At 72.1% G+C, this 24,299-nt stretch carries 19 protein-coding genes; 7 read left to right on the top strand and 12 right to left on the bottom strand.

The genetic code is table 11. From position 1 onward, the window contains the following. Positions 1–103: 103 nt before the first annotated feature. The 5 genes from KIK06_RS28760 to KIK06_RS28780 form a co-directional block, all read right to left on the bottom strand. A complete protein-coding gene (locus KIK06_RS28760) occupies positions 104–1,114 on the bottom strand; it encodes an oxygenase MpaB family protein (RefSeq protein WP_268645783.1) in 1,011 nt (336 codons plus the stop codon). Between the two features lie 185 nt (positions 1,115–1,299). Continuing rightward, complete coding sequence (locus tag KIK06_RS28765; RefSeq protein WP_268645784.1) at positions 1,300–1,884, bottom strand: GTP-binding protein; 585 nt, start codon at positions 1,882–1,884, stop codon at positions 1,300–1,302. Further along, a complete protein-coding gene (locus tag KIK06_RS28770) occupies positions 1,865–2,314 on the bottom strand; it encodes a DUF742 domain-containing protein (RefSeq protein ID WP_017600408.1) in 450 nt (149 codons plus the stop codon). Before KIK06_RS28770 ends, KIK06_RS28765 begins: the two co-directional genes overlap by 20 nt. Before the next feature lie 9 nt (positions 2,315–2,323). Beyond that, entirely contained in the window at positions 2,324–2,773 is a 450-nt protein-coding gene (locus KIK06_RS28775; RefSeq protein WP_017600407.1) for a roadblock/LC7 domain-containing protein, read from the bottom strand. Between the two features lies 1 nt (position 2,774). Further along, positions 2,775–5,558: a sensor histidine kinase gene (locus KIK06_RS28780; RefSeq protein WP_268645785.1), complete on the bottom strand. Its 2,784-nt coding sequence runs from the start codon at positions 5,556–5,558 to the stop codon at positions 2,775–2,777. 516 nt (positions 5,559–6,074) lie between these two features. Here KIK06_RS28780 and KIK06_RS28785 point away from each other — a divergent pair. Next, the gene (locus KIK06_RS28785) at positions 6,075–7,220 is read left to right on the top strand and encodes a hypothetical protein (protein WP_017600405.1); all 1,146 of its coding nucleotides are present in this window, start codon (positions 6,075–6,077) and stop codon (positions 7,218–7,220) included. Here KIK06_RS28785 and KIK06_RS28790 read toward each other — a convergent pair. From KIK06_RS28790 to KIK06_RS28805, 4 genes are read right to left on the bottom strand one after another with little or no spacing between them, the layout of a single operon-like run. Further along, positions 7,183–7,578 (bottom strand): DUF3592 domain-containing protein, encoded by a 396-nt coding sequence (locus tag KIK06_RS28790; protein ID WP_017600404.1) that lies wholly within the window; start codon positions 7,576–7,578, stop codon positions 7,183–7,185. The two genes, KIK06_RS28785 and KIK06_RS28790, sit on opposite strands and share 38 nt — an antisense overlap. 29 nt (positions 7,579–7,607) lie before the next feature. Continuing rightward, complete coding sequence (locus KIK06_RS28795; RefSeq protein WP_017600403.1) at positions 7,608–8,255, bottom strand: TetR/AcrR family transcriptional regulator; 648 nt, start codon at positions 8,253–8,255, stop codon at positions 7,608–7,610. 37 nt (positions 8,256–8,292) lie between these two features. Further along, positions 8,293–10,338 carry a YhgE/Pip domain-containing protein gene (locus KIK06_RS28800; protein ID WP_268646257.1) on the bottom strand — a complete coding sequence of 682 codons (2,046 nt, stop codon included), beginning with the start codon at positions 10,336–10,338 and terminating at the stop codon, positions 8,293–8,295. A gap of 58 nt (positions 10,339–10,396) precedes the next feature. Further along, positions 10,397–11,176, bottom strand: a complete 780-nt coding sequence (locus KIK06_RS28805; RefSeq protein WP_268645786.1) for an ATP-binding cassette domain-containing protein — start codon at positions 11,174–11,176, stop codon at positions 10,397–10,399. A gap of 329 nt (positions 11,177–11,505) precedes the next feature. On the opposite strand from KIK06_RS28805, the gene KIK06_RS28810 reads away from it, so the two are divergent. After that, the gene (locus tag KIK06_RS28810; RefSeq protein WP_268646260.1) at positions 11,506–12,279 is read left to right on the top strand and encodes an endonuclease V; all 774 of its coding nucleotides are present in this window, start codon (positions 11,506–11,508) and stop codon (positions 12,277–12,279) included. 182 nt (positions 12,280–12,461) lie between these two features. Here KIK06_RS28810 and KIK06_RS28815 read toward each other — a convergent pair whose 3' ends face one another. Next, entirely contained in the window at positions 12,462–13,901 is a 1,440-nt protein-coding gene (locus KIK06_RS28815; protein WP_268645787.1) for a GuaB1 family IMP dehydrogenase-related protein, read from the bottom strand. Positions 13,902–14,126: 225 nt separating this feature from the next. Here KIK06_RS28815 and KIK06_RS28820 point away from each other — a divergent pair, with 225 nt between their 5' ends. After that, positions 14,127–15,038, top strand: coding sequence for a CDP-alcohol phosphatidyltransferase family protein (locus KIK06_RS28820; RefSeq protein ID WP_268645788.1), 912 nt, complete (start codon positions 14,127–14,129; stop codon positions 15,036–15,038). A 60-nt stretch (positions 15,039–15,098) separates the two neighbouring features. On the opposite strand, the gene KIK06_RS28825 is transcribed toward KIK06_RS28820, so the two are convergent. Next, positions 15,099–16,259 carry an acyltransferase family protein gene (locus KIK06_RS28825; protein ID WP_268646263.1) on the bottom strand — a complete coding sequence of 387 codons (1,161 nt, stop codon included), beginning with the start codon at positions 16,257–16,259 and terminating at the stop codon, positions 15,099–15,101. Between the two features lie 526 nt (positions 16,260–16,785). On the opposite strand from KIK06_RS28825, the gene KIK06_RS28830 reads away from it, so the two are divergent. Both KIK06_RS28830 and KIK06_RS28835 read left to right on the top strand, forming a co-directional pair. Beyond that, positions 16,786–18,858, top strand: a complete 2,073-nt coding sequence (locus KIK06_RS28830; RefSeq protein ID WP_268645789.1) for an amidohydrolase — start codon at positions 16,786–16,788, stop codon at positions 18,856–18,858. 42 nt (positions 18,859–18,900) lie between these two features. Beyond that, complete coding sequence (locus KIK06_RS28835) at positions 18,901–19,668, top strand: M48 family metallopeptidase (protein ID WP_026127917.1); 768 nt, start codon at positions 18,901–18,903, stop codon at positions 19,666–19,668. 20 nt (positions 19,669–19,688) lie between these two features. Here KIK06_RS28835 and KIK06_RS28840 read toward each other — a convergent pair whose 3' ends face one another. Further along, positions 19,689–21,845 (bottom strand): elongation factor G-like protein EF-G2, encoded by a 2,157-nt coding sequence (locus tag KIK06_RS28840; RefSeq protein ID WP_268645790.1) that lies wholly within the window; start codon positions 21,843–21,845, stop codon positions 19,689–19,691. A gap of 246 nt (positions 21,846–22,091) precedes the next feature. Here KIK06_RS28840 and KIK06_RS28845 point away from each other — a divergent pair, with 246 nt between their 5' ends. After that, positions 22,092–22,877 carry an alpha/beta hydrolase gene (locus tag KIK06_RS28845; RefSeq protein WP_268645791.1) on the top strand — a complete coding sequence of 262 codons (786 nt, stop codon included), beginning with the start codon at positions 22,092–22,094 and terminating at the stop codon, positions 22,875–22,877. Positions 22,878–22,977: 100 nt separating this feature from the next. Next, positions 22,978–24,246 carry an MFS transporter gene (locus KIK06_RS28850; RefSeq protein WP_268645792.1) on the top strand — a complete coding sequence of 423 codons (1,269 nt, stop codon included), beginning with the start codon at positions 22,978–22,980 and terminating at the stop codon, positions 24,244–24,246. Positions 24,247–24,299 lie beyond the last annotated feature (53 nt).

Here is a 24,299-nt window from a genome sequence, read left to right on the forward strand (position 1 = left end):
CGGGCACGCCGACGGCACGGCCGGGCGGGGAGGCGGCCGGGCTCGGGAATCGCGCCGGAGGGGCGCGGGGAAACGGCGGGGACATGGCCGTGGACGGGGGCTGTCAGCGTTCGGACGGTTCCGCGGGCCGCGCGGCGACGGTCTCGGACGAGGCGGAGCGGGCCTCGGACGAGGTGCCGGGAGCGAGCTCCTGGCCGGGGGCGGGAACGAGCGCCCCCGTACCGGGCACCTCCACGGTGGCCAGGTCGTGCGGGACCGGGCAGCCCTTGGGGAAGGTGCCGATCCGGGACGGGTCGTAGCCGTTCGGGTAGTTGCGGATGTTCGGGCTCTGCCGGGCCCGGCGCGGCCGCACGCGCGGCCTCATCCCGCGCACCGCCCTGGCGCGCAGGCGCAGGCCGGTGCGGGCGAGCACCCGCCAGGCGCGGGAGGGCTCGGGGTAGTCGAAGGCCCGGACCAGGCGGTCGTCCAGGAGGGCCCGGGTGAACGGGCGGATCAACGGTCGCTGCCATGCGGGGTAGAACCGCGCCATCAGCGCGAGGGTGGCGTCGGAGACCGCGCGGCCGCCCTCGGTGTAGGCGAAGTGCTCGCGCTCGTAGGAGTCGAAGAGCTCGTAGAACTCCTCGTAGGTCTCGGGGATGTCCTTGATCCCCATGTGCCTGCCGAGCTTGCGGTAGTAGTTGGTGCTGGCCGCGATCTCGTGCTCGGTCAGGCGCCGCCAGCCGTACCCGTAGTCGTTGAGCCAGCGCACGGGCATGACGACGAAGGTGCTGAGCACGTAGCGGAAGTCGTCGTTGGAGATGTCGTAGGAGCGGTGCATCTGGTTCATGCGGCGCAGCGCGTCGCGCCCCCGCCCCGGACCGAACCCGTGTTCCAGGATGTCGTTGAGGATCAGCGCGGTGTCGTCGTACCGGTGCTGGGTGCGGGAGGTGAACTCCTTGGTCCGGGCCAGCAGCTCGCCGATGCTCGGGACGGCGTAGGTGCGGTAGAGGGCCAGTCCCAGGGCCTGTTCGATGTCCCAGGGGAACTCGTGGCCGCCCAGGATGCTGACGATCCGCTCGCAGTCGGCTTCGGCGTCCAGCGCGTGGATTCGGTCGCGCCACTCGAACCGCTTCATGGTGTTCTCCAGTCACCTCGGTGCGGGCCCGACCGCGCCGGGGCAGGGGGCCGTGGATGTGCCACGCGCGCAGGCGCGGTGCCTCACGGCCCGAACTTTACCTGTAGGCACTGGATGTAAACGTGCCCGGGACCAGCCGGTCCGGCGCGGTGGGCGGGGTCGGCGACCGCGCCGGACCGGAGCGGTCAGGCCGCCATGCGCTCGGCGACCCGGTTGACCAGCGTGAGCAGGACGTTCTTCGAGGACTCGCGGTCGCGCGCGTCGCTGAGCACCACGGGGATGGACGGGTCGAGGCTGAGCGCGCCGCGCACCTCGTCCGCCTCGTACAGGTGCGCTCCCTCGAAGCAGTTCACCGCCACCACGAACGGCACGCCGCGCCGCTCGAAGAAGTCCACGGCCGCGAAGCACGTCTCCAGGCGGCGCGTGTCGGCGATGACGATCGCCCCGAGCGCGCCCTCGGACAGCTCCTCCCACATGAACCAGAAGCGCTCCTGGCCCGGGGTGCCGAACAGGTACAGGACGAGGGTGGGGCTGATGGTGATACGGCCGAAGTCCAGCGCCACGGTCGTGGTCGACTTGGCCTCCACCCCGGACAGGTCGTCGACCCCGTAGCTGGCCTCCGTCATCACCTCCTCGGTGCTGAGCGGGGCGATCTCGCTCACCGAGCCGACCAACGTGGTCTTACCGGCCCCGAAGCCGCCCGCCACGAGGATCTTCAGCGCCGACGGGACGGGCGCCTGGTCGTCGTTGTCAGAGTCTTTGGATGCCATCGAGTACCGCCTGGAGTACGTCCCGGCTCACCGGGCTCTTCGCTGTGTAGGGGGCGCGGGCCAGGGCCAGACCGCGGTTGAGGAGGTCGCTGAGCAAAACCTTGACGACGGCGACCGGGATGTCCAGGTGCGCGGACACCTCGGCCACCGACTGGGGGCGACGGCACAGCTCCAGGATGCGGAGCTGCTCCGGTTCGAGCGCCATCTCGTCCACCTCGGCCCGCTTGGCGGCGATCACGACGCTGATCATGTCCAGCTGCACGGTGTCCGCGTGGTCGCGGCCCTGCGCGATCACGTACGGGCGGACGAGGGGGCCGGCCTCCTGCTGAGCGGCCGACTCCGGCTCGTCCGAGCCGAACCCGCCGACCGCGTCGCGGTGCGGGAGGCCGTGCGGTATCTCGCCCGGATCGTGCTCGTTGTGCGCTTGCATAACCGCCCCCTATCGCGTGGCTTCCCCGGTCGCGCCCTCGTTCCTGGGAGCGGCGTCCAGGTATCGGCCCACCTGCTCGACCAGTACGTTCATCTCGTAGGCGATGAGGCCGACGTCGGCGCTCTCCTCCGCCAGGACCGCCAGGCAGGCGCCGCGCCCGGCGCCCGTGACGAACAGGTAGGCGCTCTCCATCTCCACCACGGTCTGGAGGACCTCGCCCCCACCGAAGTGACGGCCGGTGCCCCGGGCCAGGCTCTGGAAGGCGGATGCCACCGCGGACAGGTGTTCGGCGTCCTCCTTGACCAGGTCACGGGAGCGGCCGATGAGCAGTCCGTCGGCCGACAGCACGATCGCGTGCCGCGACCCGACCGCACGGTCGAGCAGCTCGTCCAGGAGCCAGTCGATGTCCTTCTTGCCCGCGCCGTTTCCGAGGTCGGCGCTGTCAGGGGTGCTCGTCACGTTAGGCGTCCTTGTCGGTGTCGTGGGTCTGCTGCTTGCCTTCGCGCCGTCCGCGGTCCGTCCCCTTCTGGAACGCGGACATGTTCCGGCGCAGGCGTGCGAGCCGCTCAGCGCCGTCGGGGGAGCCGCCCTGGACCCTGCCGGTGCCGGCACCGAGTCCCGCCGCGGGGCCGGCCGGGTCCTCCGGGGATTCTGCCGCGAGCTGCGGGGCCAGGTTCTCCTGCGGCCGCCGCTTGGGGAGCGGCGGCCGTCCGCCCCCGGCCTCGACCACGTCCGTGGACCCGGTGCCGAGCACGCCGGCGCCGGAGGAGCGCTCGGCCGTCTTGGTGGCGCCGGGGTCGCGGACGGGCAGGGCGGGGCGTGCGGCCGCGGGGGCGGGGGGCGTGGGCCCGTCGCCGGTCGGACCGGTGTCGCGGGTGCGGGACGGCAGGGGGCCGTCGCCGTTCACGTTCGAGCTCAGGAGGTCCTCGGCCGGTGCGGCGGTGTCCGGTGCGGTGCCGCCGTCCTGGGCGCCGTCCGAGGAGCTGTCCGTGGTCGTTCCGTCCTCGGCGCCCTTCGCGCCCGGGTCGTCCGCGGCCGTCCCCTCCTCCGCGGCGCCGTCAGCCTCACCGTCGGTGGTGACCGGGTCCGGCGCGGCGGCCAGGGTGGGAGCGGGGCGCGCGGCCGTGCCCTCGTCCTCGTTCCCGGTCGTGTCGTCTGACGGGGGCGTCGCCACCGGGGTGAGCACAGGCTTGGCGCCGTTGGAGGACGGGGGCGCCGGACGGTCGGTGATCGCGCGGACCTCCCAGATGTCCTCCTCCTCGGCGGGCGAGGACTGCGGGCGGCCGCCGGCGATGAGCTCGTGCGGCAGGAGGACGATCGCCTGCACGCCGCCGTAGGGCGACGAGCGCAGGTGCACCCGGATACCGTGCCGGTGCGCCAGGTGCGAGACCACGAACAGGCCGAGGCGCATCTTCTCGTTCAGCCGCATGACGTCGAACTCGGGCGGGTTCGACAGCAGCGCGTTGGCCGAGGCGAGTTCGCCGTCGGTCATGCCCAGGCCGCGGTCCTCGATCTCGATCGTCACCCCGTTGGGCACGTCCTCGCTGCTCAGCCGCACGTGCGTGTGGGGCGGGGAGAACATCGCGGCGTTGTCGACGAGCTCGGCGACCAGGTGGATGACGTCGGCGACGGCGGGGCCGTTGAGGTGTACGCGGGCGATGCGCTCGCGCTTGACGCGGGTGTAGTCGCCGGACTCGGAGATCGCCCCGCGCAGCACGTCGATCAGCGGCATCGGACGGTGCCAGGTCCGGCCGGGCGCCTCACCGCCGAGGATGAGCAGGTTCTCGGCGTTGCGGCGGGACCGGGTGGCCAGGTGGTCGAGCTTGAACAGCTGCTCCAGCTGCTCGGGGTCCTCCTGCTCGCGCTCCATTTTGTCCAGCAGCCGCAGCTGGCGGTGGACCAGCGTCTGGCTGCGGTGGGCGATGTTGAGGAAGACCCGGTTGACGCCGTGGCGCAGCTCGGTCTGCTGCACGGCCTCGTCGACGGCCGCGCGCTGGGCGGAGTTGAACGCCCGGGCGACGTCACCGATCTCGTCGTCGCTGGTGGACAGACCCGGCATGGCCGCCCCGGTGTCCACGCGCTCGCCCTCGTGCAGACGGCGCATGATGTCGGGCAGCCGGTTCTCGGCCAGGTCGATGGAGTCGTCGCGCAGCCTGAGCAGGCGCCGGGTGAGGTTCTGGGAGGACCTGCGGGCCAGGGTGGATGCCAGGCCGATCACGGCGGCGGAACCGAGGCTGATGGTCACCGCCCAGAACACCCGCGACCAGGCGTAGTCACCGGTGACGTTGGCGGAGTTCAGGGCCTCGTCGGCACCGAGGTCGGTCAGCTCGGAGAGCGTGTGGTCGTAGGCCGCGCGCCACTCCTCCTCGTCCACCGGCATCGTCAGGTCCTGGACGGTCTCCTGCTGGCCGGTGGTCGGGTCGAAGACCGTCTCCGTGGGGATCTCCCGGTGGATGATCTCCTCCTGCATCTCCAGCAGCGCCGCGTACTCGGGACTGGCCATGAGGGCCTCGTAGCGTTCGAGCTGCCCGGGGCCCTCCAGGTAGTGCGCGTTGGACTCCAGGAGGTTCTGGTAGGTGCCGACGAGCTGTGTGAACTCGTGCTGGTCCTCGTGGCCGAGCTCGCCGGAGGCGAAGGCGCGCTGGAGCTGGGCGTCGGTACGCGCGAACGCGTCGACGGTGCGGAACATGTAGACGGCGGTGAAGCCGGAGCTGGTCGACTCCCCGGTGTTGCCGTCGCGTCCCTGGGCGTCGAAGACGTCGGCGCCCGCCAGCATCAGGGCGTCGTAGTAGTCGAGGACGGCGGCGCGGGACGCGGACCCGGAGTCGACCGCCGCGCGGATCCGGTTGATCTCGCCGTACTGGCCGTAGAGCTCCTCGATCCGGTCGCCGGTCCGGCCCGGGGCGATGTCGACGAAGCCGATGAGGTCCTCGATCACCACGCCGATGGTGGCGTCGGACTCCTGGCGCGCCTCCATCATCTGCTGTTCGAGCTCGGCGTTGTCGGGGCGCTCGATGTAGGCGACGGTGGCGGACCGTTCCTCCATCACATGCACCAGGCCGACGGCCGCGGGGGTCACCATCTCATGGGTCGCTCTGGCGCGCAGGAGCTGGAAGACAGCGTCGTAGGCCAGGACGAACGTGATGATCAGCCAGAGCGCGACCAGCGCGGCGGTGGGGATCATGACCATGGAGCGGATCCGGGCGGCGATCGTTCGCCCGCGTCGCTTCTGTACTGCTTGCACGGTTCTCCTGTCGATCCGTGTCGACGTCGTCTCGATGCGGTGCCGGGGGTCGGCCCGCCTCCTGGCGCCGTGGGGTCGGCGCCGCGGGGCGTCTCGCGTGGGCCCCACCGCTTCGCTGGTCGCGTCCGGTGGCCGGGGGCGACGCGGGACTTACCGCAGAGTAACGACTTTTGCGCCGTTCTGGCGTTTGGGGATGCTATCTCGGTCCGTTCCGGCCGACGGATCCGGGTGCCCGGGACGGGGTTGGGCTGGGCGGAAGCACACTCGTCAGCTGCTCCCGAGCGCGTTGTCCCTTGTCCGAGAGCGGGGGTGGTTGGGACAAAGGTCACGTAGGGCGCGAGGGGGTGTTTCCCCGCGCCGAGCGATCGTCATCAGCGGTATTGGACCGTACCAGGACAAAGGGGTGTTCGGGTCACACGCCTTGCCGGAGCGTACTAGCGTTGCGCCCCGGAGTGAAGGGCCCAGGTCGTGTTCTTCGGAGCGCACGGCCCGGTCCGGGCGAGCGGGGGAACGAGCATGGTGCAGCCTTTCGGCGGGGGACAGCCCGCGGTCGACGTGGCCGTCGTGGCCGTTCCCCTGCTGGTCACGGTAGGGGTGGCGCTCGCGCTGGGCGGCCAGCACCGCCGCTACGGCACGGTCCACGGATGGAGCGGCCAACTCACCATGGCTGCCGTGCTCACCGGGACCGGGCTGGCGGCGTACGCGGTCTGGCCGCTGCCCGCCTTCGTCGACGGCCTCTGCTCCCCCTTCGCCGAAACCGTCCCGTCGACGACGGCCGAGTCGACCCACCCCGCCCACGCACCGCGATCGCTGCTCCTCGGCTGCGCCGTCCTCGTCCCGGTCGGTTTCCTGGGGCGCTACCGCTTCCGACTGGGGCTCTGGAGCACGCTCGCGCTCGGTGCGGCCCTGTCCGCGGCGGTGTACGCCGTGCGTGCCACCGGGCTGCTCGGCGTCTACCCCTGCGCCTACGCCCCGAGCTCCCCGCTGGTGGCCGGGACCGGCGTGGTCGGGGCCCTCGTCGGCTGGTCGGCCGCGCGGTGGCTCCTGCCGCTGTGGCCCGGCGGCCCGGCCCGGGGATGGCCCTCCGCCGTGGCCGACCGCGCCGCGCCCGCCCCCTCACGGCGGATGCTCGCCGCTCTGCTCGACCTGGGCCTGTGGTGGTACGGGGCGGCCACGCTCACCGCCCTGGCCCGCCTGTTCGGCTTGGTGGACCCCCGGGACGGGGAGGCGGTCGCGACGGCCGTCCCGCTCGGTCTGGCGTTCGTCCTGGGCCTGCTCCTGCCCCTGGCGCGCCGGGACCGCTGCGCACCCGGGTGCGCAGCCCTCCGGCTGGCGCTGGCCGAGCGCGGGCGCCCGAGCCCGGCCGCCCGGTGGCGGGTGGTGGCGCGCACGCTGTTGCTCCAGACGCCGGTCGTCGTGCTGCTCACCCTCGACCACTGGTGGATCGCCCTGATGGTGGTCGCCGTGCACGGCAGCACCGCCCTCGTGCGGCGCGACCGGGTGGGCCTCGTCGACCTGGTGTGCGGGGTCCGCGTGCGCACCCGTTCCACACTCGACGGCGGGCTGCCCGACCGCCTGGTCCGCTACAGCCCGCCCGAGGAGGCGCCTCCGGTCGGGGCGGACGTCATGCCCACGCCAGGTAGCCCAGCAGGAGGCCGCTGAACAGCAGCACCGTCCCCATCGTCCCGAAGAGCCCGCGCACCCAGCGGCTCAGCCACGGCGCGGAGATGATCCGGGCCATCTCCGGGGCGTTCGGGTCGTAGGAGATGGTGACGATCTCCCCCGCGCGCGAGGCCGTCCACCCGGTGTTCTCGTGCTCGGCGTGCACCTCCTCGCCGTCCTCGGTGCGGAACTGCACGATCATCCGGGAGGAGGACGAGGTCTCGTTGTAGCCGATCACCCGCCCCTTGGCCCGGACACCGTGCCGGGCCAGACGCAGGTCGAGGCGGGTGTCCCGGGTCACGATCCACAGTGTGATCAGCCCCGCGGTGAGGGGGAGCAGGGGATACAGGTCGGCCATCGCGGAGCCCTCTCGTGCTTGTGTGGACGTCACCGCACAGGTGGAGGCGACGACGGGCCGACGAGACCCTCCGCCATGTGCGCCAAGGTGGTGTGGATGTCCTCGACCGGGCGGTCCGGTTGGAGCGTCCGCCAGTCGAGGGCCATGGATACCACCATGCCGAACAGCGCCGATCCCGCAAGGGAGGTATCCAGGTCCGGCCGTGCCAGCCCCTCCCGGACGAGGTCGTCGAGGAGGTCGGTGATCACGCCGATCGCCTTGGTGCGGATCTGCCGGACCGTGGTGTACCACGCCCGGTTGGTCCGCCAGGCCTCGGCCATCAGCAGGCGGGCCAGCGCCTCGTGCGTCCCGATGAAGACCACACCGGCGCGCAGCACCGCGGCGAGCGCCTCCCGGGGGCCCACCTCCGGGCCGGGGGCGGGCACGGCCTCCTTCAGTGTGTCGGCCAGCCGGGTCACACCCCATTCCATGAGGGCCGTGTACAGCTCGCTCTTGCCGCCGAAGTTGTAGTAGACGGTGCCCTTGGCGACCCCGGCCCGTTCGGCGATCTCGTCGACCGTCGTCGCCCCGTACCCCTGCTCGGAGATCAGGGCGATCGCCGCGTCGAACAGACGCTGCCGGGTGGCTTCGCGCCGGCCGCTCCGGGGCCGCTCGGCTCGGGGAGTGCTCACGCTCATTCCGTCCATTCTGCCCCGGTCGGGGCCGTGCCCGCCATCAGAGCTTCAGGGCGGGGTAGAGGGAGTTCATGGTCCAGACGCGCTTGCGCTCCACCGCCAGCCACGTCAGCAGCAACGGCACGACCAGCCACAGCGACATCACACCGAAGGCCGACCAGACGATCGACATGTCGCCGCCGCCCAGCAGCTGGCGCATCGCCGTCACCGCCCAGTGCAGGGGGAGGAAGGGAGCGATCGCCTGGAAGAACCCGGGGCTGGTCTCGATCGGGTAGGTGCCGCCCGCCGAGGTCAGCTGGAGCACCAGCAGGACCAGGGCGACGACGCGTCCCGCCGCGTTGAACCTCACGTTCAGGTACTGCACGGTCGCGGTGAACGCCGCCGAGGTCAGGAGCAGGAACGCGACCAGCAGCGGCCAGTTCCGCGCCTCCAGCCCGAGGAGGGCGTGCAGCGCGGCCAGCATGACGGCCACCTGACCGAAGCCGAGCAGGAGCGGGACGATCCGGCCCGCGAAGGCCACCCGCCACGACGCCGCCGACGAGGACAGCGCCCGGGAGGACAGCGCGGGCAGCACCATGAACACCACCATGGCGCCCACCCACAGGGACAGGGGCACGAAGAACGGGGCGAAGCCGGTTCCGTAGTTGGGCGCCTCGTTGTCGATGGTGCTGTCGAGCCGGACGGGCTGGCTCATCATGTCGGACGCGGTGCCGCGCCCCTCGTCGGAGTAGGTGGGGATCTCCTCCACACCCTCGGCCAGGCCGTCGGCGAGCTCGCCCGAACCGGAGGCGAGTTCGCCCAGCCCGTCGTGGAGGTCGCCGGCGCCGCCGCTGAGCTCGCCCAGGCCGTCGTCCAGGTCGCTCGCGCCACCCGACGCCACGGCCAGGCCGTCACGGATGTCCTCCGCTCCCTCGGCCAGCGCCTCCAGCCCCTCGGCCAGGTCGTTCACGTCGTCGCGGGCGCTCTCGGCCTTGTCCACCAGCTCGGGGAGGTCCTCCGAGAGCTCGTCGGCCTTCGCGGACAGGGCGGCGGCCTGCTCCGCGATCGCCTCGATGTCCTCGCGGTTGTCGTTGACGAACTGCGCCGTGGACAGGGCGGTGTCCATCGCGCCCTGGACGTCGGTGAGGATGCCGTACAGCTCGGGCATCTCGGTCTCCAGCTCCGGGTTCTCCTCCATCCAGGTGTCCAGGCGCTGGTCGGCCGACTCCATGTGTGTGGTGTCGATCTCCTCGGGCAGCAGCTCCAGCGCGGCGACCATGCCGTCGGCGAGCTCGGCGGCCACCGAGGCGCGCTCCTGGATGGTCGGGATGTCCTCCTCCTCCAGGTCGGGGAGGTACTCGTCGGCGAACTCGTTGAGCGCCTCGACCTTGCCCGAGACCTCCTCGGAGGCGGTGTTGGCCCCCGACGCCAGGGTCTGGGAGCCTGCGTACAGCTCGTCCAGCCCGCTGCTCAGGTCCCCGGCGCCGGTGTGCGCGGTGTCGATGCCGTCGGACAGCTCGCCCGACCCCTCCTCGGCGGTGTCGGCGCCGCCCGCGAGGTCGTCCGCGCCCTCGGCGGCCTCCTCCGTCTTGCCGTGGATCTCGTTGAAGCCCAGGAAGATCTCGTCGAGGTAGCCGCTGATCGTGGAGCCGGAGACCGCGTCGCGCACCTCCTTGAACGCGCTGTTGCCGAGCTGGCGGACGATGAAGCTGTTGGAGTCGTTGTAGTCGGCCTCCAGCATCGCCGGGACCGGTTCCTCGCGGTCACGGGACGGGGAGGTGAGGTTCTCGCTGAAGTCCGCGGGGATGGTGAGGGTGACGTAGTAGGTGCCGTCGCCGAGCCCGCGTGCGGCCTCCTCCGCGTCGACCAGCTGCCAGTCCAGGTCACCCCCGTCGATGAGGGTCTCGGTGAGCTCGGTGCCCGCGTCGACCTCCTCGTCCCCGACCCTGACCGGGACGTCCTCGTTGACCAGGGCGACCGGCAGATGGCTCATCCGGCCGAACGGGTCCCAGAAGGACCACAGGTACATGCCGGAGTACAGCAGGGGGATGAGCAGCAGCGCGGCCAGCGCCGCCGTGGGCAGCGGCGACCTGAGGAAGGAGCGCATGGTCAGCAGCCCCAGGCGGGGGACCGCGAAGGGGCGTACGCGCGGAGCGCGCGGGAGTCTACGCCTGGCCACGGTGGTCCTCCTCGTCCTCGCGGTGCTCGCCGCCGAAGAGCTCACCGATGTGCACGGCGCCGCGGGCGTCGTCCTCCTCGGGGGAGCCGGTCCCGGCGGCGGGTTCCCCCTGGCGGATGGGGATCGGTCCCTGAGTGTCGGGACCGGCGACGGAGTCGAATTCCTCGTCGTCGGCGCAGGTGGCGATCACCGTGAGTCCTTCCTTCGCCAGGTCCTTGAGCGTGCGCCACATGTCGGCCTGGTGCTCCGCGCTGAGACCGCCGTCGACGTTGTCGACCGCGAGCAGCCGGGGTTCGGCCAGGAGGGCGAGGGCCACGCCCAGTCGTCGTCGCTCGAGCATGGTCAGTTCCTTGACCAGGGTGGTGCGGTCGAGGTCCGCGAGCCCGACCGCCTCCATGGCCTGGTCGGTGAGCGTGCGCACCCCGGGGCGCAACCGCAGCAGCATCCCCTCGGAGAGGTGCTCCTTGACGCGGAGGCGGTCGTCGAGCGCGTTGACCTCGTCCATCAGGCCGAGCGCGCTGATCCTTCGCACCTTGCGCGCCTGCTTGGGCAGGGAGTACCCGTCCACGTGCAGCCCTCCGGAGGAGGGGCGCATCCGGCCGGTCAGGGTGAGCAGCAGGGAGCTGCGGCCGCCGCCGGAGTCCGCCTGGAAGACGGTGAGGGTTCCGGGGCGTGCGGTGAAGTCGACGCCCGTGTAGACGGGTCCCTCGCGGGTGGTGAGTGTGACGCCCTCAGCGTGGACGCGAGCTCCGGTGGCCCGACGCATCCTTGCGGCCTCCCATTTTTGAACTGACCAGTCAGTGCAAATTCTGTGCTTCCACGGTACTGCCGCTCTCGGCTTGCTTGAGCGTCCGGCACTGTGGAGTGCCGCACAACGCGGCGCACGCGCGCCGCGCGGAATCCACGCGGAGAATTTGACCGGGTCTTGCCCGGCGGTTGCCGGGCCCGGGCACGGTGTTCCAACGCCGCGGAAGGGCGCCCTTCACGGCTTGGGTGACGCTCCCGACTACCGTCCGGCGGCCCGTGAGCGGTTGGATGGTGCCGAACCGGTGGCGGTCCGCACCGGTGGACGAACACGAGGAACGGGGGACGAGGGTGTCGGAGATCGCGAAACGGGTGCGCCGGGTACTGGACGATCCGGAGCTGTGGCCGCGCGAGCCCCGCGAGGCCACCGCCCTGCAGCGGAGCATGGCCGACCGGGTACGCGAGGAACCGCTGGACCCGGACTCGGTGGAACTGGTGGCGGGCCTGGACGTCAGTTACGCCAAGGACGACTCGGCGCTGTCCGCGGCGGCGGTGGTCCTGGACGCGCGCACGTTGGAGGTCGTCGACTCGGCCGTCATCTCCGCGGAACCGACGTTCCCGTACGTCTCGGGGCTGTTCGCCTTCCGGGAGCTGCCCCCGGTCCTGGAGGCGCTGGGCGGGCTCACCGTCACCCCCGACGTGTACCTGTGCGACGGCTTCGGCCTGGCCCACCCCCGGCGGTTCGGCGTCGCCTGCCACCTGGGTGTGCTGCTCGACCTGCCCGTGGTCGGCTCGGCCAAGTCCGTCCTGTACGGCAAGCACAGCGAACCGGGTCGGGAGCGGGGTGCCTGGACGCCGATGGTCGCCGGTCGTTCGGAGCTGGTCGAGGACTCGGCGGCGCTCGCCGCGGAGGGGGCGGAGGTGATCGGGCGCGTGCTGCGCACCCGCGACGGAGTCAAACCCGTCTACGTCTCCGCGGGCCACCGCGTGGACCTGGAGGGAGCGGCCGACCTGGTGCTGCGCCTGTCACCGAGGTACCGCGTGCCCGAGCCGGTCCGCCACGCCGACCGGCTGTGCGGCGAGCACCGCAAGGCGACGCTCGCCGCACGCCAGGCCTCCGACTGAGCCACCCCGAGCCCCGGCCGAGGTGACGAGGGCGCGGAAGACACGGCGAGGGGCGTACCGGGTTCTGCAGGACGAGGCGAGCCGCGAGCGAGGAACGAGCGGCAGGCGCCGCCGAGGATGAAGAATCCCGGTGCTCCGCGCCCCGAGCCCCGGCCGAGGCTACGAGGGCGCGGAAGACACGGTCACCAGCTGGTCGGGACCGGGCGTCCCTCGTTGTAGCCCGCGGCGCTCTGCACGCCCACGACCGCGCGCTCGTGGAACTCGGCGAGCGAGGTGGCGCCCGCGTACGTCATCGAGCTGCGCACACCGGCGATGATCTGGTCGATGAGGTCCTCCACGCTCGGCCGCTCCGGGTCCAGGTACATGCGGCCCGTGGAGATGCCCTCCTCGAACAGGGCCTTGCGGGCGCGGTCGAACGGGGAGTCGTCGGCGGTGCGGAGCTTGACCGCCCTGGCCGACGCCATGCCGAAGCTCTCCTTGTACTGCCTGCCCTCGGCGTCGCGCATGACGTCGCCGGGGGACTCGTAGGTACCGGCGAACCACGAACCCACCATGACGTTGGACGCGCCGGCGGCCAACGCGAGCGCGACGTCGCGCGGGTGGCGCACACCGCCGTCCGCCCACACGTGCTTGCCCAGCTCCCGGGCGGCCTCCGCGCACTCCAGCACGGCGGAGAACTGCGGGCGGCCGACCGCGGTCATCATGCGGGTCGTGCACATCGCGCCGGGGCCCACACCGACCTTGACGATGTCCGCGCCCGCCTCGATGAGGTCCCGGGTGCCCCGGGCGGTGACGATGTTGCCCGCCACGATCGGCACGGACGGCGACAGCGCGCGCACCTTGGCGATCGCGGAGATCATCTTCTCCTGGTGGCCGTGCGCGGTGTCGATCACCAGTGTGTCCGCGCCGGCGGACAGCAGTTCGGCGGCCTTGCCCGCCACGTCGCCGTTGATGCCCACGGCCGCCGCCACACGGAGGCGGTTCCGGTCGTCGACGGAGGGCGTGTACAGGGTGGAGCGCAGGGCGCCGGTCCGCGTCAGGACGCCCACCAGGGCGCCGCCACCGTCGACCACCGGGGCCAGGCGGTGCCGGTAGTCGTGCAGGATCCCGAACGCGTCCTGGGGCTCGGTGTCCGCCGGGATGGTCACCAGCTCGGTGGACATCACGTCGCGCAGCTGCGCGAAGCGGTCGACGCCGGAGCAGTCGGCCTCGGTGACCACGCCGACCGGGCGGCGTTCGTCGTCGACCACGATCACGGCGTTGTGCGCCCGCTTGGGCAGCAGGTTGAGCGCCTCACCGACGGTGCTGGCCGGGTTGAGCGTGATGGCGGTGTCGTGGACCAGGTGCCGCTCCTTGGTCCACTTGACCACGTCGGACACCACCTCGATCGGGATGTCCTGCGGGATGACCGCGACACCGCCGCGCCGGGCGACGGTCTCGGCCATCCGGCGCCCGGCGACCGCGGTCATGTTCGCCACGACCAGCGGGATGGTGGTGCCGGTGCCGTCCTGCGACGACAGGTCCACGCTCAGCCGCGAGCCCACGGCGCTGCGGGACGGGACCATGAACACGTCGCTGTAGGTCAGGTCCTGCTGCGGGACCTGGTCGTTGAGAAAACGCAATGCCTCTACCTCGGTCGAGACCGAAGGGGGTGGACCACTCCGCTGCTGCTCGCGCAGGCGGCGCCTGTTGATCCCCCTCTTACCTGTCAAGTATGCCGTCACCGATTAGGTTGCACGACCCCCATCTGGCATGATGGGCCGGATTCCCGCTGTCACAGCCCTTCCCGGCCCCACGCCGCGTGCCGCCGGGTCCGCTCACGGGACGGGCGCTTCTGGAGAGCCCGCATGCCGCGTTTCACGCTCGCTCATGTCAAGGCGGAGACCTACAAGGCCAGGGACGCCTGGTGGACGGTCTTCCTCGTCGATCCCCTCGCCGGGCGGCTGGTGGTCTGGACCGCCAACCGCACGAACATCACCCCGAACCAGCTCACGCTCGGCGCGGGCGTGCTGGGACTGCTGTCCGCCGTCTGCTTCGCCGTGCCCGCGTGGGAGGGGTCGGCGGGTTGGGCCTGGCTGCTGCTGGGGGCCCTGCTCTTCCACCTCAGCTTCGTGCTCGACTGCATGGACGGAAAGATCGCCCGTCTCAAGGGCACCGGTTCGGTGTTCGGCTCGTGGGTCGACTTCGTCTTCGACCGCATCCGGTTCTTCGGCTGCGTGATGACCCTGCTCATCGGCCAGTGGGCCGCCACGGGCAGTGTCGCCTACCTCATCGCCGCTCCGGTCGTGGTCTTCTTCGACCTGCTGCGCTACCTCAACGCCTCGCAGGTCGCCAAGACCCGCCGGTCGATGAAGCGCGCCCTGGCCGCGGCCGCGGGGGAGGCCGAGCCAGCGGCCACCGCGGAGGAGGACCCGGAGAACGACGCCGCCGACGCCCCGGCCGCGGCGGGGGCGTCCGCCCCGACCAGCCTGTACGCCCGGGTCCGCGACCAGCTGCTCCGGCGCCGTGTGCGCCCGCACCTGTTCAGCGGTATCGAGTTCGAGATGTTCCTGTGCGTGGTCGCTCCGGTGACCGCGCTGATCTCGCTCGTGTCGCCGGTGGAGAGCCTGATCCTGCCGGTCGCGGTGTTCTCGTGCGCGGCGCTGGGCTTCTTCGAGGCGGTCCTGGTCGCGCGGCTGTGGAAGGAGACGCGCCGTTTCGAGACACGTTCCCGTGAACTCGCGGCCGTCGCGTCCGTGCCCGCGACCAGCGGCAGCTGAACCGTCGAACGCGTGTGGCCCCGGGAGTCGCTCCCGGGGCCACACGCGTGTGCGCTGTCGTCAGGCGCCCTCCGCGCCGGTCCGCCGCCGTTTTCGCCGTGCCGTCCCCGTGGCGGAGGCGCCGTCGCGGCGGTCCACCCGGAGTACGGAGTCCTCGCGCAGGAACCACGTCAACTGCGGTTCGACCGACCACTGCAGGCTCGCGCGCACCCACGGGGCGCACAGCACCAGGGTGAGGGCGAGCGCCAGGGCGATGGACGCGGCCATCCCCAGGGGGCCGGACATGACGTCGTACCAGGCGGTGTTCTTGAGCAACAGGAGCACCACCGAGTGCCCCAGGTAGACGTAGAGCGAGTAGGCGCCCAGCTTCGTCATCCAGGTGTGCCGCTTGGGGGTGAGGGCGAGCACGGACACGCTCATCAGCAGGGCCAGCACCATGAACGCGAGCCGCAGGCCCATGCTCGGCAGCAGGGGGTCGATGTCGCGGTCGGTGAGGCTGTCGCGCCAGAACAGCCAGTCCCGGCTCAGGTGGTCCGAGATCGGCACGGCCAGGACGGCGGTCGTGGCGAGGACCACCACCGAGGAGATCCGCACCCACCACCGGTCGAGGTGGGCGAAGTGCTCCCTGCGCAGGCTCAGACCCAGGACGAAGAAGGGCAGGAAGCTGAGCACACGCCCCAGCGACAGGGTGGTGCCGAGGTCGGCGGTGGCGGCGAACACCGAGATGACCACGGCGATCGCGACGGGCCAGCGCAGCCGCTGCCACACGGGCACGCTGAGCCGCCACAGGAACAGGGCCACCAGGAACCACAGGGTCCACGTGGGTTTGAGGACGGACATGGACTCCGGGAGTCCCCCGCGCTCGACGGCGTAGATCGCCTGGTGGACCGTCCAGAAGATGAGGTAGGGGATCGCCAGGGACAGGACGAGCTTTTCCACGCGGTTCGACGAGGCGTCGAAGTTCCGCGAAAGGTACCCGCTGATCAGGATGAACGCGGGCATGTGGAAGAAGTAGATCCAGTAGTACAGGGCGCCCGCGGGCGCGTAGTCGGTGAGCGGTTGGACCGCGTGGCCGACCACGACGAGGGCGACGAGGATGAACTTGGCGTTGTCCAGACGTGCGTCCCTGCCGGGGGCGGGGGTCCCCTTCGGGCCGGAAGCACCGGTCGACGTGGTGGCGTTCCGCCCCGTGTGCTGGTCGCGAGAAGGCGGGCTGGTCATGGGTGGGGCCACGAGTGGACTCCGAGTTGACTGGTTCTGGGACAGGTGCACGGTCCCCAGGCCGCGTGGGCGGCGTCGGCGCCGAGCGGCGAAGACCGAGCCGATCCGGGTGTGATCCTTGGACCGTCATGGGTTCGTCGGCTCCGGCGGGCCCGGTCGAGCACGGTCCTCGTGTGCGCGGGACCGCGTCCGGGGGATGGCGCGGAAAGGGTGCCGGGAGGCCGAGCGAACCCGGAGGTGCAGCGTTACCTTACTGAGACATAGTGCGTCATGCCAGGGGTTCGCACAAATCCGCCGCGCCCTTCGGTGCGGCGCGGAGCCTCCGCCGGATCCCGGGAGGAGGGGCGGATGCGCGGATGCGGCCACGAGGGGGTGGTGGCCGTACGTGTGCAGATCCTAACCCTTCCGACACCCCGGGCGGACCCTGGGTGACCGCCGCGGTGTGGGGTGGTGACGTGCGCGCCGATAGGCTGACCCCCGGCAGTGCCCGCGGGCAGCGCCCACACAGTCGAGAACGAAGAAGGCGGTGGAAACCGTGCCGCACGCGGTGGACCCCAACCGTGCCGCTCAGCACGGGAGCGTGGTCATGCGACTCCTCGACGAGCTGTTCCCGCTCGTGGAGGGGTTCTACGTCGATCTGCACAAGAACCCGGAACTCTCCCACTCCGAACAGCGCACCGCCAGCGGTGTCGCCGAATGGCTCACGCAGACCGGCTACGAGGTGCACACGGGCGTCGGCGGCACCGGCGTGGTCGGCATCCTCCGCAACGGCCCCGGCCCGACCGTCATGCTGCGCGCCGACATGGACGCCCTCCCCCTGGAGGAGCGGACCGGCCTGCCCTACGCCAGCACGACGCGCGCTCAGGACGCCGACGGCGCCGAGGTCCCGGTCATGCACGCCTGCGGGCACGACGCGCACACCGCCTGTCTGGTCGGCGCGGCCGACCTGCTGTCCGAGACCCGTGAGGAGTGGTCCGGGACGGTGATGATCGTCGCCCAGCCCGCCGAGGAGACGCTCGACGGCGCACGGACGATGCTCGACGACGGCCTCTTCGAGCGCTTCGGCCGCCCCGACGTCATCCTGGCCCAGCACCTGGGACCCCAGCCCGCCGGACTCATCTCCCACCGCGCCGGCGTCATCCTGGGCGCCGCGCGCTCCTACCGTGTGCGCGTGTACGGCGAGGGCGGCCACGCCTCCGCGCCGCACACCACGGTCGACCCCGTGCTCATCGCCGCCAACATCGTCACCCGCCTCCAGAGCGTGGTCTCCCGCGAGGTGAGCCCCGCGGAGACGGCCGTGCTCACCGTCGGTCGGATCCAGGCGGGGACCAAGGCGAACATCATCCCGGACGAGGCCTTCCTGGAGATCAACACCAGGGCGCTCAACGAAGGCGTCATCACCCAGTTGGAGGAGGCCATCGGGCGCATCGTGCGCGCTGAGGCCGCCGCCTCCGGGGCCACCCGCGAGCCGGAGGTCGAGCCCTTCCAGAAGGTCGGCGTCACCCACAACGACGCCGCCAGCACGCAGGCGGTCGGCGCCGCGCACCTGGCCTACTTCGGCGAGGACTACGTCATCTACCTGCCGGACCCCTCGACGGGCAGTGAGGACTTCGGGTGCTTCGGCCTGCCCGACGACCCCCACCCCATCCCGTACGTCCTCTGGTTCGTCGGTGCCACGCCGCACGACGTGTGGGAAGCCGCCCCCGGTGACAGCCCGTACGAGAAGATGGCCCACGTCCCCGGCCCCCACTCCCCGTTCTTCGCCCCCGCCCGCGAACCCGCCCTCCGGGCCGGGCTCGCCGCGATCACCGTCGCGGCCCTCTCCTACCTGGGGAGCGATGAGCGTTCCACGGTGGCCCCGCTGGGCGCCCCGGTCCCGGAGGAAGCGCCCTTGGGCGGTCCGACCACCGCGCGACCGTCCGTGGCGGCGGCCGGAGTGCCGGTCGCCCCGCCGGCCGAGGAGACGCCCTCGGCCGGGCTCTCGGCCCCGCCACCGGAGGACTCGGGCGGGCCGTTCCCCGGTCCGCCGCCCGTCGACGCCCCTGTGGGCGGTGCCTTCCCGGGCCCTCCGCCGGAGGAGACGGGTGACCCGTTCCCCGGCCCGCCGCCCGTGAACGCGCCCGTGGGCGGCGCCTTCCCCGGTCCGCCGCCGGGGAACGCCCCCGAGCCGAGCGCGCCGCGTCCCGAGTACGGGGAACGGTCGTCCGGGCCCGGCCCGGACTCCCCGACGTCCTTCACCGGGCCCTCCGCGCCCTCGGCGCACGAGGGCGGCAACGACGCCTACGACAGCGCGTTCCTGGCCTCCTCGTGGGACGACCCCTCCGAGGAGCACCCGGTGCACGCCACGCACGACGCCGACATGCGTTCGGTGATGAACGCCCAGGACGACGAGTGGCGTTCGGAGAAGGCCGAGGAGTCCACCCAGTCCGCCGACATGGCGGCGTTCCTGGACGAGGACCCGCTCCAGGGCCCGCCGCCCGTCCAGGGCCCGCCGTCCGGACCGGCCTTCTCGGGGCCCCCGCCACGGGGAGGCGCGCACGACGCCCCACCACCCCAGGGGCCCGACGACGACCGGCCCGACTCCGAGTACCGGCTCTGATCGCGCGTGCGGGGGACACCCTGGCGGTGGGGTGACCCCCGTGTGCGCAGGGCGCTACGGCACCCCCGGGAGATCCCCCTGCTCGTGGTGTGCGGCCTCGTCACGCTGCTCGCCGTCGTGGGCGCGCTCAGCCGCGCTCGCGACGGCGACCCGGGCGAGCCGCTCCTGCTGCTCAGCGTCCCCGCGCTCGTGTACTTCGTGCGCGGCCAGCTCTTCGCCCGTCAGCGGGTCAACGGCGTGCGCATCACCGAGGCCCAGTTCCCCGAGGCCTACCGGATGGTCGTCGAGGCGGCCGCCGCGTTCCACATGCGGCGTGTGCCCGAGGCCTACATCGTGCTGGGCAACGGCGTGCTCAACGCGTTCGCGTCCGGCCACGGCCTGCGCAGGTACGTGGCGGTCAACAGCGACCTGTTCGAGGTCGGCGGACGCCTGGCCGACCCCGACGCGCTGCGGTTCGTCATCGGCCACGAGGTCGGCCACATCGCGGCGGGCCACACATCCTTCTGGCGGCAGTTCTGCGTGTCCATCGCCCAGGTGATCCCGGGTGTTGGTTCGACCCTCGGGCGCGCCCAGGAGTACACCGCCGACAACTACGCCTACAAGTACTGTCCCGAGGGCATGCACGGGCTGCGCGTGCTGGCCGCGGGCAAGTACCTGTACCAGGCGGTGGACTTCGACGACATCGCCGCGCGCGCCGCCACCGACACCGGGTTCTTCGTCCTGCTGGTCAACCTGCTCTCCAGCCATCCGGTCAACACGTTCCGGTTCGCGGCGCTGGCCGACCGCAGCAGACCGGGCAGGGTGCTGTGAGTTTTCCTCGGGCCCTCGCCCTACCCTCCGTTCCCCTGGCGCGGGATCTTGGCCGCCACCTGCGGCGGCAGGGGTTCGTGGCGTAGGTAGGAGCGGGTGAACACACCCGTGCCGTGCGACAGCGAGCGCAACTCCACCGCGTACCGCGTGATCTCCAGTTCCGGCACCTCGGCCCGTACGACCGCCCGGCCGCCCGGAGCGGTCTCCGTGCCCACCACGCGGCCGCGCCGTGCGGACAGGTCGCTCATCACGGTTCCCAGGTAGGCCTCGTCCACCTCCACGGACACCTCGTCCACCGGTTCCAGCGTCGCCAGCCTCCCCGCCTCGGCCGCGTCCCTCAGCGCCAGGCGGCCCGCCTTCTGGAAAGCCATGTCGGAGGAGTCCACCGAGTGCGCCTTCCCGTCGTAGAGCGTGACGCGGATGTCGACGAGCGGGTACCCGGAGTCCACGCCCTCGGCCATCTGGGCGCGCACACCCTTCTCCACGGAGGGGACGAACTGCCGGGGCACCACACCGCCCACGATCTCGTCGACGAACTCCAGGCCGGCCCCGGACGCCAGGGGTTCCACCTTGATCTTGCAGATCCCGTACTCGCCGTGTCCGCCGCTCTGCTTCACGTTGCGGCCCAGCCCCTGGGCCCTGGCGGCGAAGGTCTCCCGCAGCGGCACCCGCACCTCGCCGGTCTCCACCCGGACCCCGTATTTGTGCTCCAGATGGTCCAGCGCCGCGTCCAGGTGCGCCTCGCCCAGCGTCCACATGACCATCTGGTGGGTCTCGGTGTTGACCTCCACCCGCAGCGACGGGTCCTCAGCGACCAGTCGGGCGACGGAGTGCGAGAGCTTGTCCTCGTCGGCCGAGGAGGCGGCGCGGATCGACACCGGGTACAGAGGCTGCGGGAAGCGCCACGGCGACACCCGCAGCGGGCGGTCCCGGTCGGACAGGGTGTCCCCGGTGCGGGCCGCGGGAAGCTTGGCGACCAGGCACAGGTCACCCGCGACGGCCTCGCCCACCGGGCGGTTCTCCCGGCCCAGCGGTACCGACAGCGCCCCCAGCCGCTCGTCGGCGCCCGTCCGGTCGTGTTCCTCGGTGCCGGTCATGCCGCTCGGGACTCCGTGCCCGTGCAGGTGCACCTCGGAGTCGGGGCGCAGCGTCCCGGAGAACACCCGCACCAGGCTCATCCGGCCCACGTACGGGTCGGTGGTGGTGCTGAGCACCTCGGCCACGAGCGGCCCGTCGGGGTCGCAGGACAGCCCCTCCACCGGACGCCCGTCGGGCCGGGCGACCTCGGGGAAGGGGCGGCGTGTCGGGTTGGGACACGACAGCGGTAGTTCCCGGAGGAGTTCGCGCACGCCCACGCCCTTCGTCGGGCTGAGCGCCAGCACCGGGTGGAACCCACCCGCGGCCACCGCTTCCTTGAGGTCGGCGATGAGCCGGTCGGGGTCGAGCTCGCCCCCCTCCATGTAGCGCTCCATGAGGTCCTCGTCCTCGCTCTCGGTGATGACCTCCTCCACGAGGGTCTCCCGGAGCGGCCCGGCGGTCTCGCGCAGCCAGTCGGGTACCGGGCGGTCGGCGACCTCACCGCCGGAGTAGTCGTGGTAGCGCTCGGACACCAGGCCCCAGACGCCGACGAGGTGGCGCGCGTCGCCGCTGCCCTCCACGGCGGGAACGTAGGCCGGGTGTACCCCGCCTCCGAACGCCTCCTGGCACTCGGCGACCACCTGGTCGTAGTCCGCGCGCGGGTGGTCCACCTTGGTGACGGCCACCGCGCGGGGCATCCCGACGGCGGCGCACTCCTCCCACAGGACACGGGTTCGCCCGTCCACGCCGTCCAGGGCGGAGACGACGAAGAGGGCGGCGTCGGCGCCGCGCAGCCCCGCGCGCATCGCGCCGATGAAGTCGGCGTAGCCCGGGGTGTCCAACAGGTTGACCTTGACGTCGCCCACCATGATCGGGCTGAGGGTGAGGTTCACGGAGCGCTTCTGCCGGATCTCAACCTCGTCGTGGTCGCTGACCGTCGTGCCCTCCTCCACGCGACCGGGGCGTCCGATCTCCCCGGCGGCCAGGAGAAGGGCCTCCACGAGGCTCGTCTTCCCAGCGCCGGCCGGTCCGACCAGTACGACGTTGCGGATGTTCTCGGGCCTGTCGGCCCTGGGTACTGTTCCGGCTCGGTCCACCATCCCTACCACCCAGCCCTTCGGGGTCGGTTGCCGGTCGCGCCAGAGCGGAGGACACCGTCGCTGGTGTGACCCGTGACACTCTCCACATTCGCTTGTCACGTCGTTCACCACAAGAGGTCACTCACGCGTGTTCCGATATGCCTCGTGTGTCGGTAAGGGGCCGATCCGGTGCGGGTGGTGACGGGTCGAGGGCGACACGCCGGGGTCGGTCGTCGGAGGCCGGTGGCGATCGGGCACGATGGTCGGGTGTCTGACGCCATCGACCATCCGCCCTCCCAGGTCCAACGCCTCTGGCTGACCACCTCCGACGGGGTCGGCATCGACGCCGTGCTGCGGCGTGGGTCCGAGCCCCGAACCACGGCCGTGGTCCTGGCCAACGGGTTCACGGGTACCCACCACAGCCCCCACACCCGCGCGATCGCCGAGGGGCTCATCCCCGTCGGCGACGTGATGACCTTCGACTTCCGCGGTCACCACGGGTCCGGCGGTCTGAGCACCGTCGGCAACGCCGAGATCCACGACCTGGAGGCGGTCGTGGCCCACCTGCGGGAGTCGGGCTACACCTCCGTCGCCACCGTGGGTTTCTCCATGGGCGCCGCGGTGGTGGTCCGCCACGCCGCGATCTACGGAGGCGTCTCGGCCGCCGTGGCCGTGAGCGGACCCAGCCGCTGGTACTACAGGGGGACCCGGCGGATGCGACTGCTCCACTTCGGCATCGAGGGCGCCCTCGGCCGGTTCTTCCTCCGCCGTGTCCGCAAGGTGCGGGTGACCGACGAGCGGTGGGATCCGCGTCCGGCGGAGCCCCGCGAGGTCGCGGCGGACATCGCGCCGACCCCGCTCCTCGTCGTGCACGGCGACGCCGACGACTACTTCCCGGTGTCCCACGCCACCACGATCCACGACGCGGCCCGGGAGCCGCGGGAACTGTGGATCGTTCCGGGGATGGGCCACGCGGAGCGCGCGGTGACGCCGGAGCTGACCGCCCGGCTGCGGGACTGGCTGCGGGAGCGGCTCACCTCCGCGCGGGACTGACCGGTGCGACGGGACCGGTCGGTGCGACGGGACCGGTCGGAGTGACGGGACCGGCCGGTATGCCATCGACAGGGGCGGCGAACCGGGATAAAAAGGGCGGATGATCCGATCACGTTCGTCCTCCTCGGAGCCCTCGGAGACGGCATCGCCCCCTGACGGACTCCCCGGACTGCGCGGGCGGGGGTTCGCCCTGCTCATCGCGGCCACGGCGGTCGGGATGACCGGTTTCGCCGCGGTGCTCCCGCTCGTCCCCCTGTGGGCCTCGCGCGGCGGGGCGGGCGAGTTCGGCGCGGGCAGCACCACGACGGCGTTCATGCTCACCACCGTGCTCACCCAGCTCTGCATGCCCTGGCTGCTCGAACGCGGCGGCGGGTACCGCTGGGCGTTCCCGGTGGGGGCGCTCATCATGGGCGCGCCCACCCCGCTCTTCGCGGTGACGACCGACCTGGCGCCGCTCATCGCCGTGTCGGCCGTGCGCGGGATCGGGTTCGGGATGATCACGGTCGCCGGAACCGCGCTGGCCGCCCGGTTGGTCCCCGGTGACCAGATGGGCCGGGCGACGGGCTACTACGGCCTGGCCGTCGGCCTGCCCCAGGTCCTCATCCTGCCCGGCGGTGTGGGGGTCGCGCTCAGCCTCGGGTTCGACACCGCTTTCTGGATCACCGGTCTGTGCTCGGTGGCGGGCAGTGTGCTGTCCGCGGGCGTCTGGTTCGCCGACGGGGGCCGCAACCGTCCCGCCCTGCGGGGATCGGGTCGCGGCCGGGGCCCCGCTGCCCCGGGCGGGCGCGTGCCGTTCTCGATGCTGGCCGCCCCGCTCGTCCTCATGCTGCTGACCGCGTCGGCGGGTAGCGCCCTCGTCACCTTCGTGGCGATCCCCCTGGAGGGAGCCGCGTGGCTGGTCAGCGGGGTGCTGGCGGCCTACGCGCTGGGCGTCGTCATCGGCCGGTGGAGCGCCGGAAGCCTGCACGACCGCCTCCGCCGGAGCCTCCTGCTCATGCCGGGCATGGTCGTCGCGGTCGTCGGGACGGCCCTGACGAGCGCGGCCCTGTGGTGGCAGGACGGCGGCGGTCAGCCGGGGGCCGGGGTGGCGGTCCTGGCGGTGGGCGGCGCGGCCGTGTTCGGCCTCGGGTTCGGCGCGGTGCAGAACGAGACGGTCACCCTCATGCTCAACCGCGCCGGGCCGGCCGGGTTCGGCCGGGCCAGCGCGGTGTGGAACATCGGCTTCGACGGGGGCGCCGGCGCCGGAGCGATGGGGCTGGGCCTGGTCATCCAGCTGCTCGGCTACGGACCGGCCTTCGCGCTCACGGCGGTGGCGCTGGCGGCGGCCCTCCCGCTCGCCCGCGCCGGAGGACCCGTTCGGGCCGGATAGGGCGGGCGACGAGACGGAGGGCCGAGGCGAAGCGGAAGACCAGGACGAACACC

The organism is Nocardiopsis sp. EMB25, from assembly GCF_026797795.1.
Lineage (GTDB): Bacteria > Actinomycetota > Actinomycetes > Streptosporangiales > Streptosporangiaceae > Nocardiopsis > Nocardiopsis lucentensis.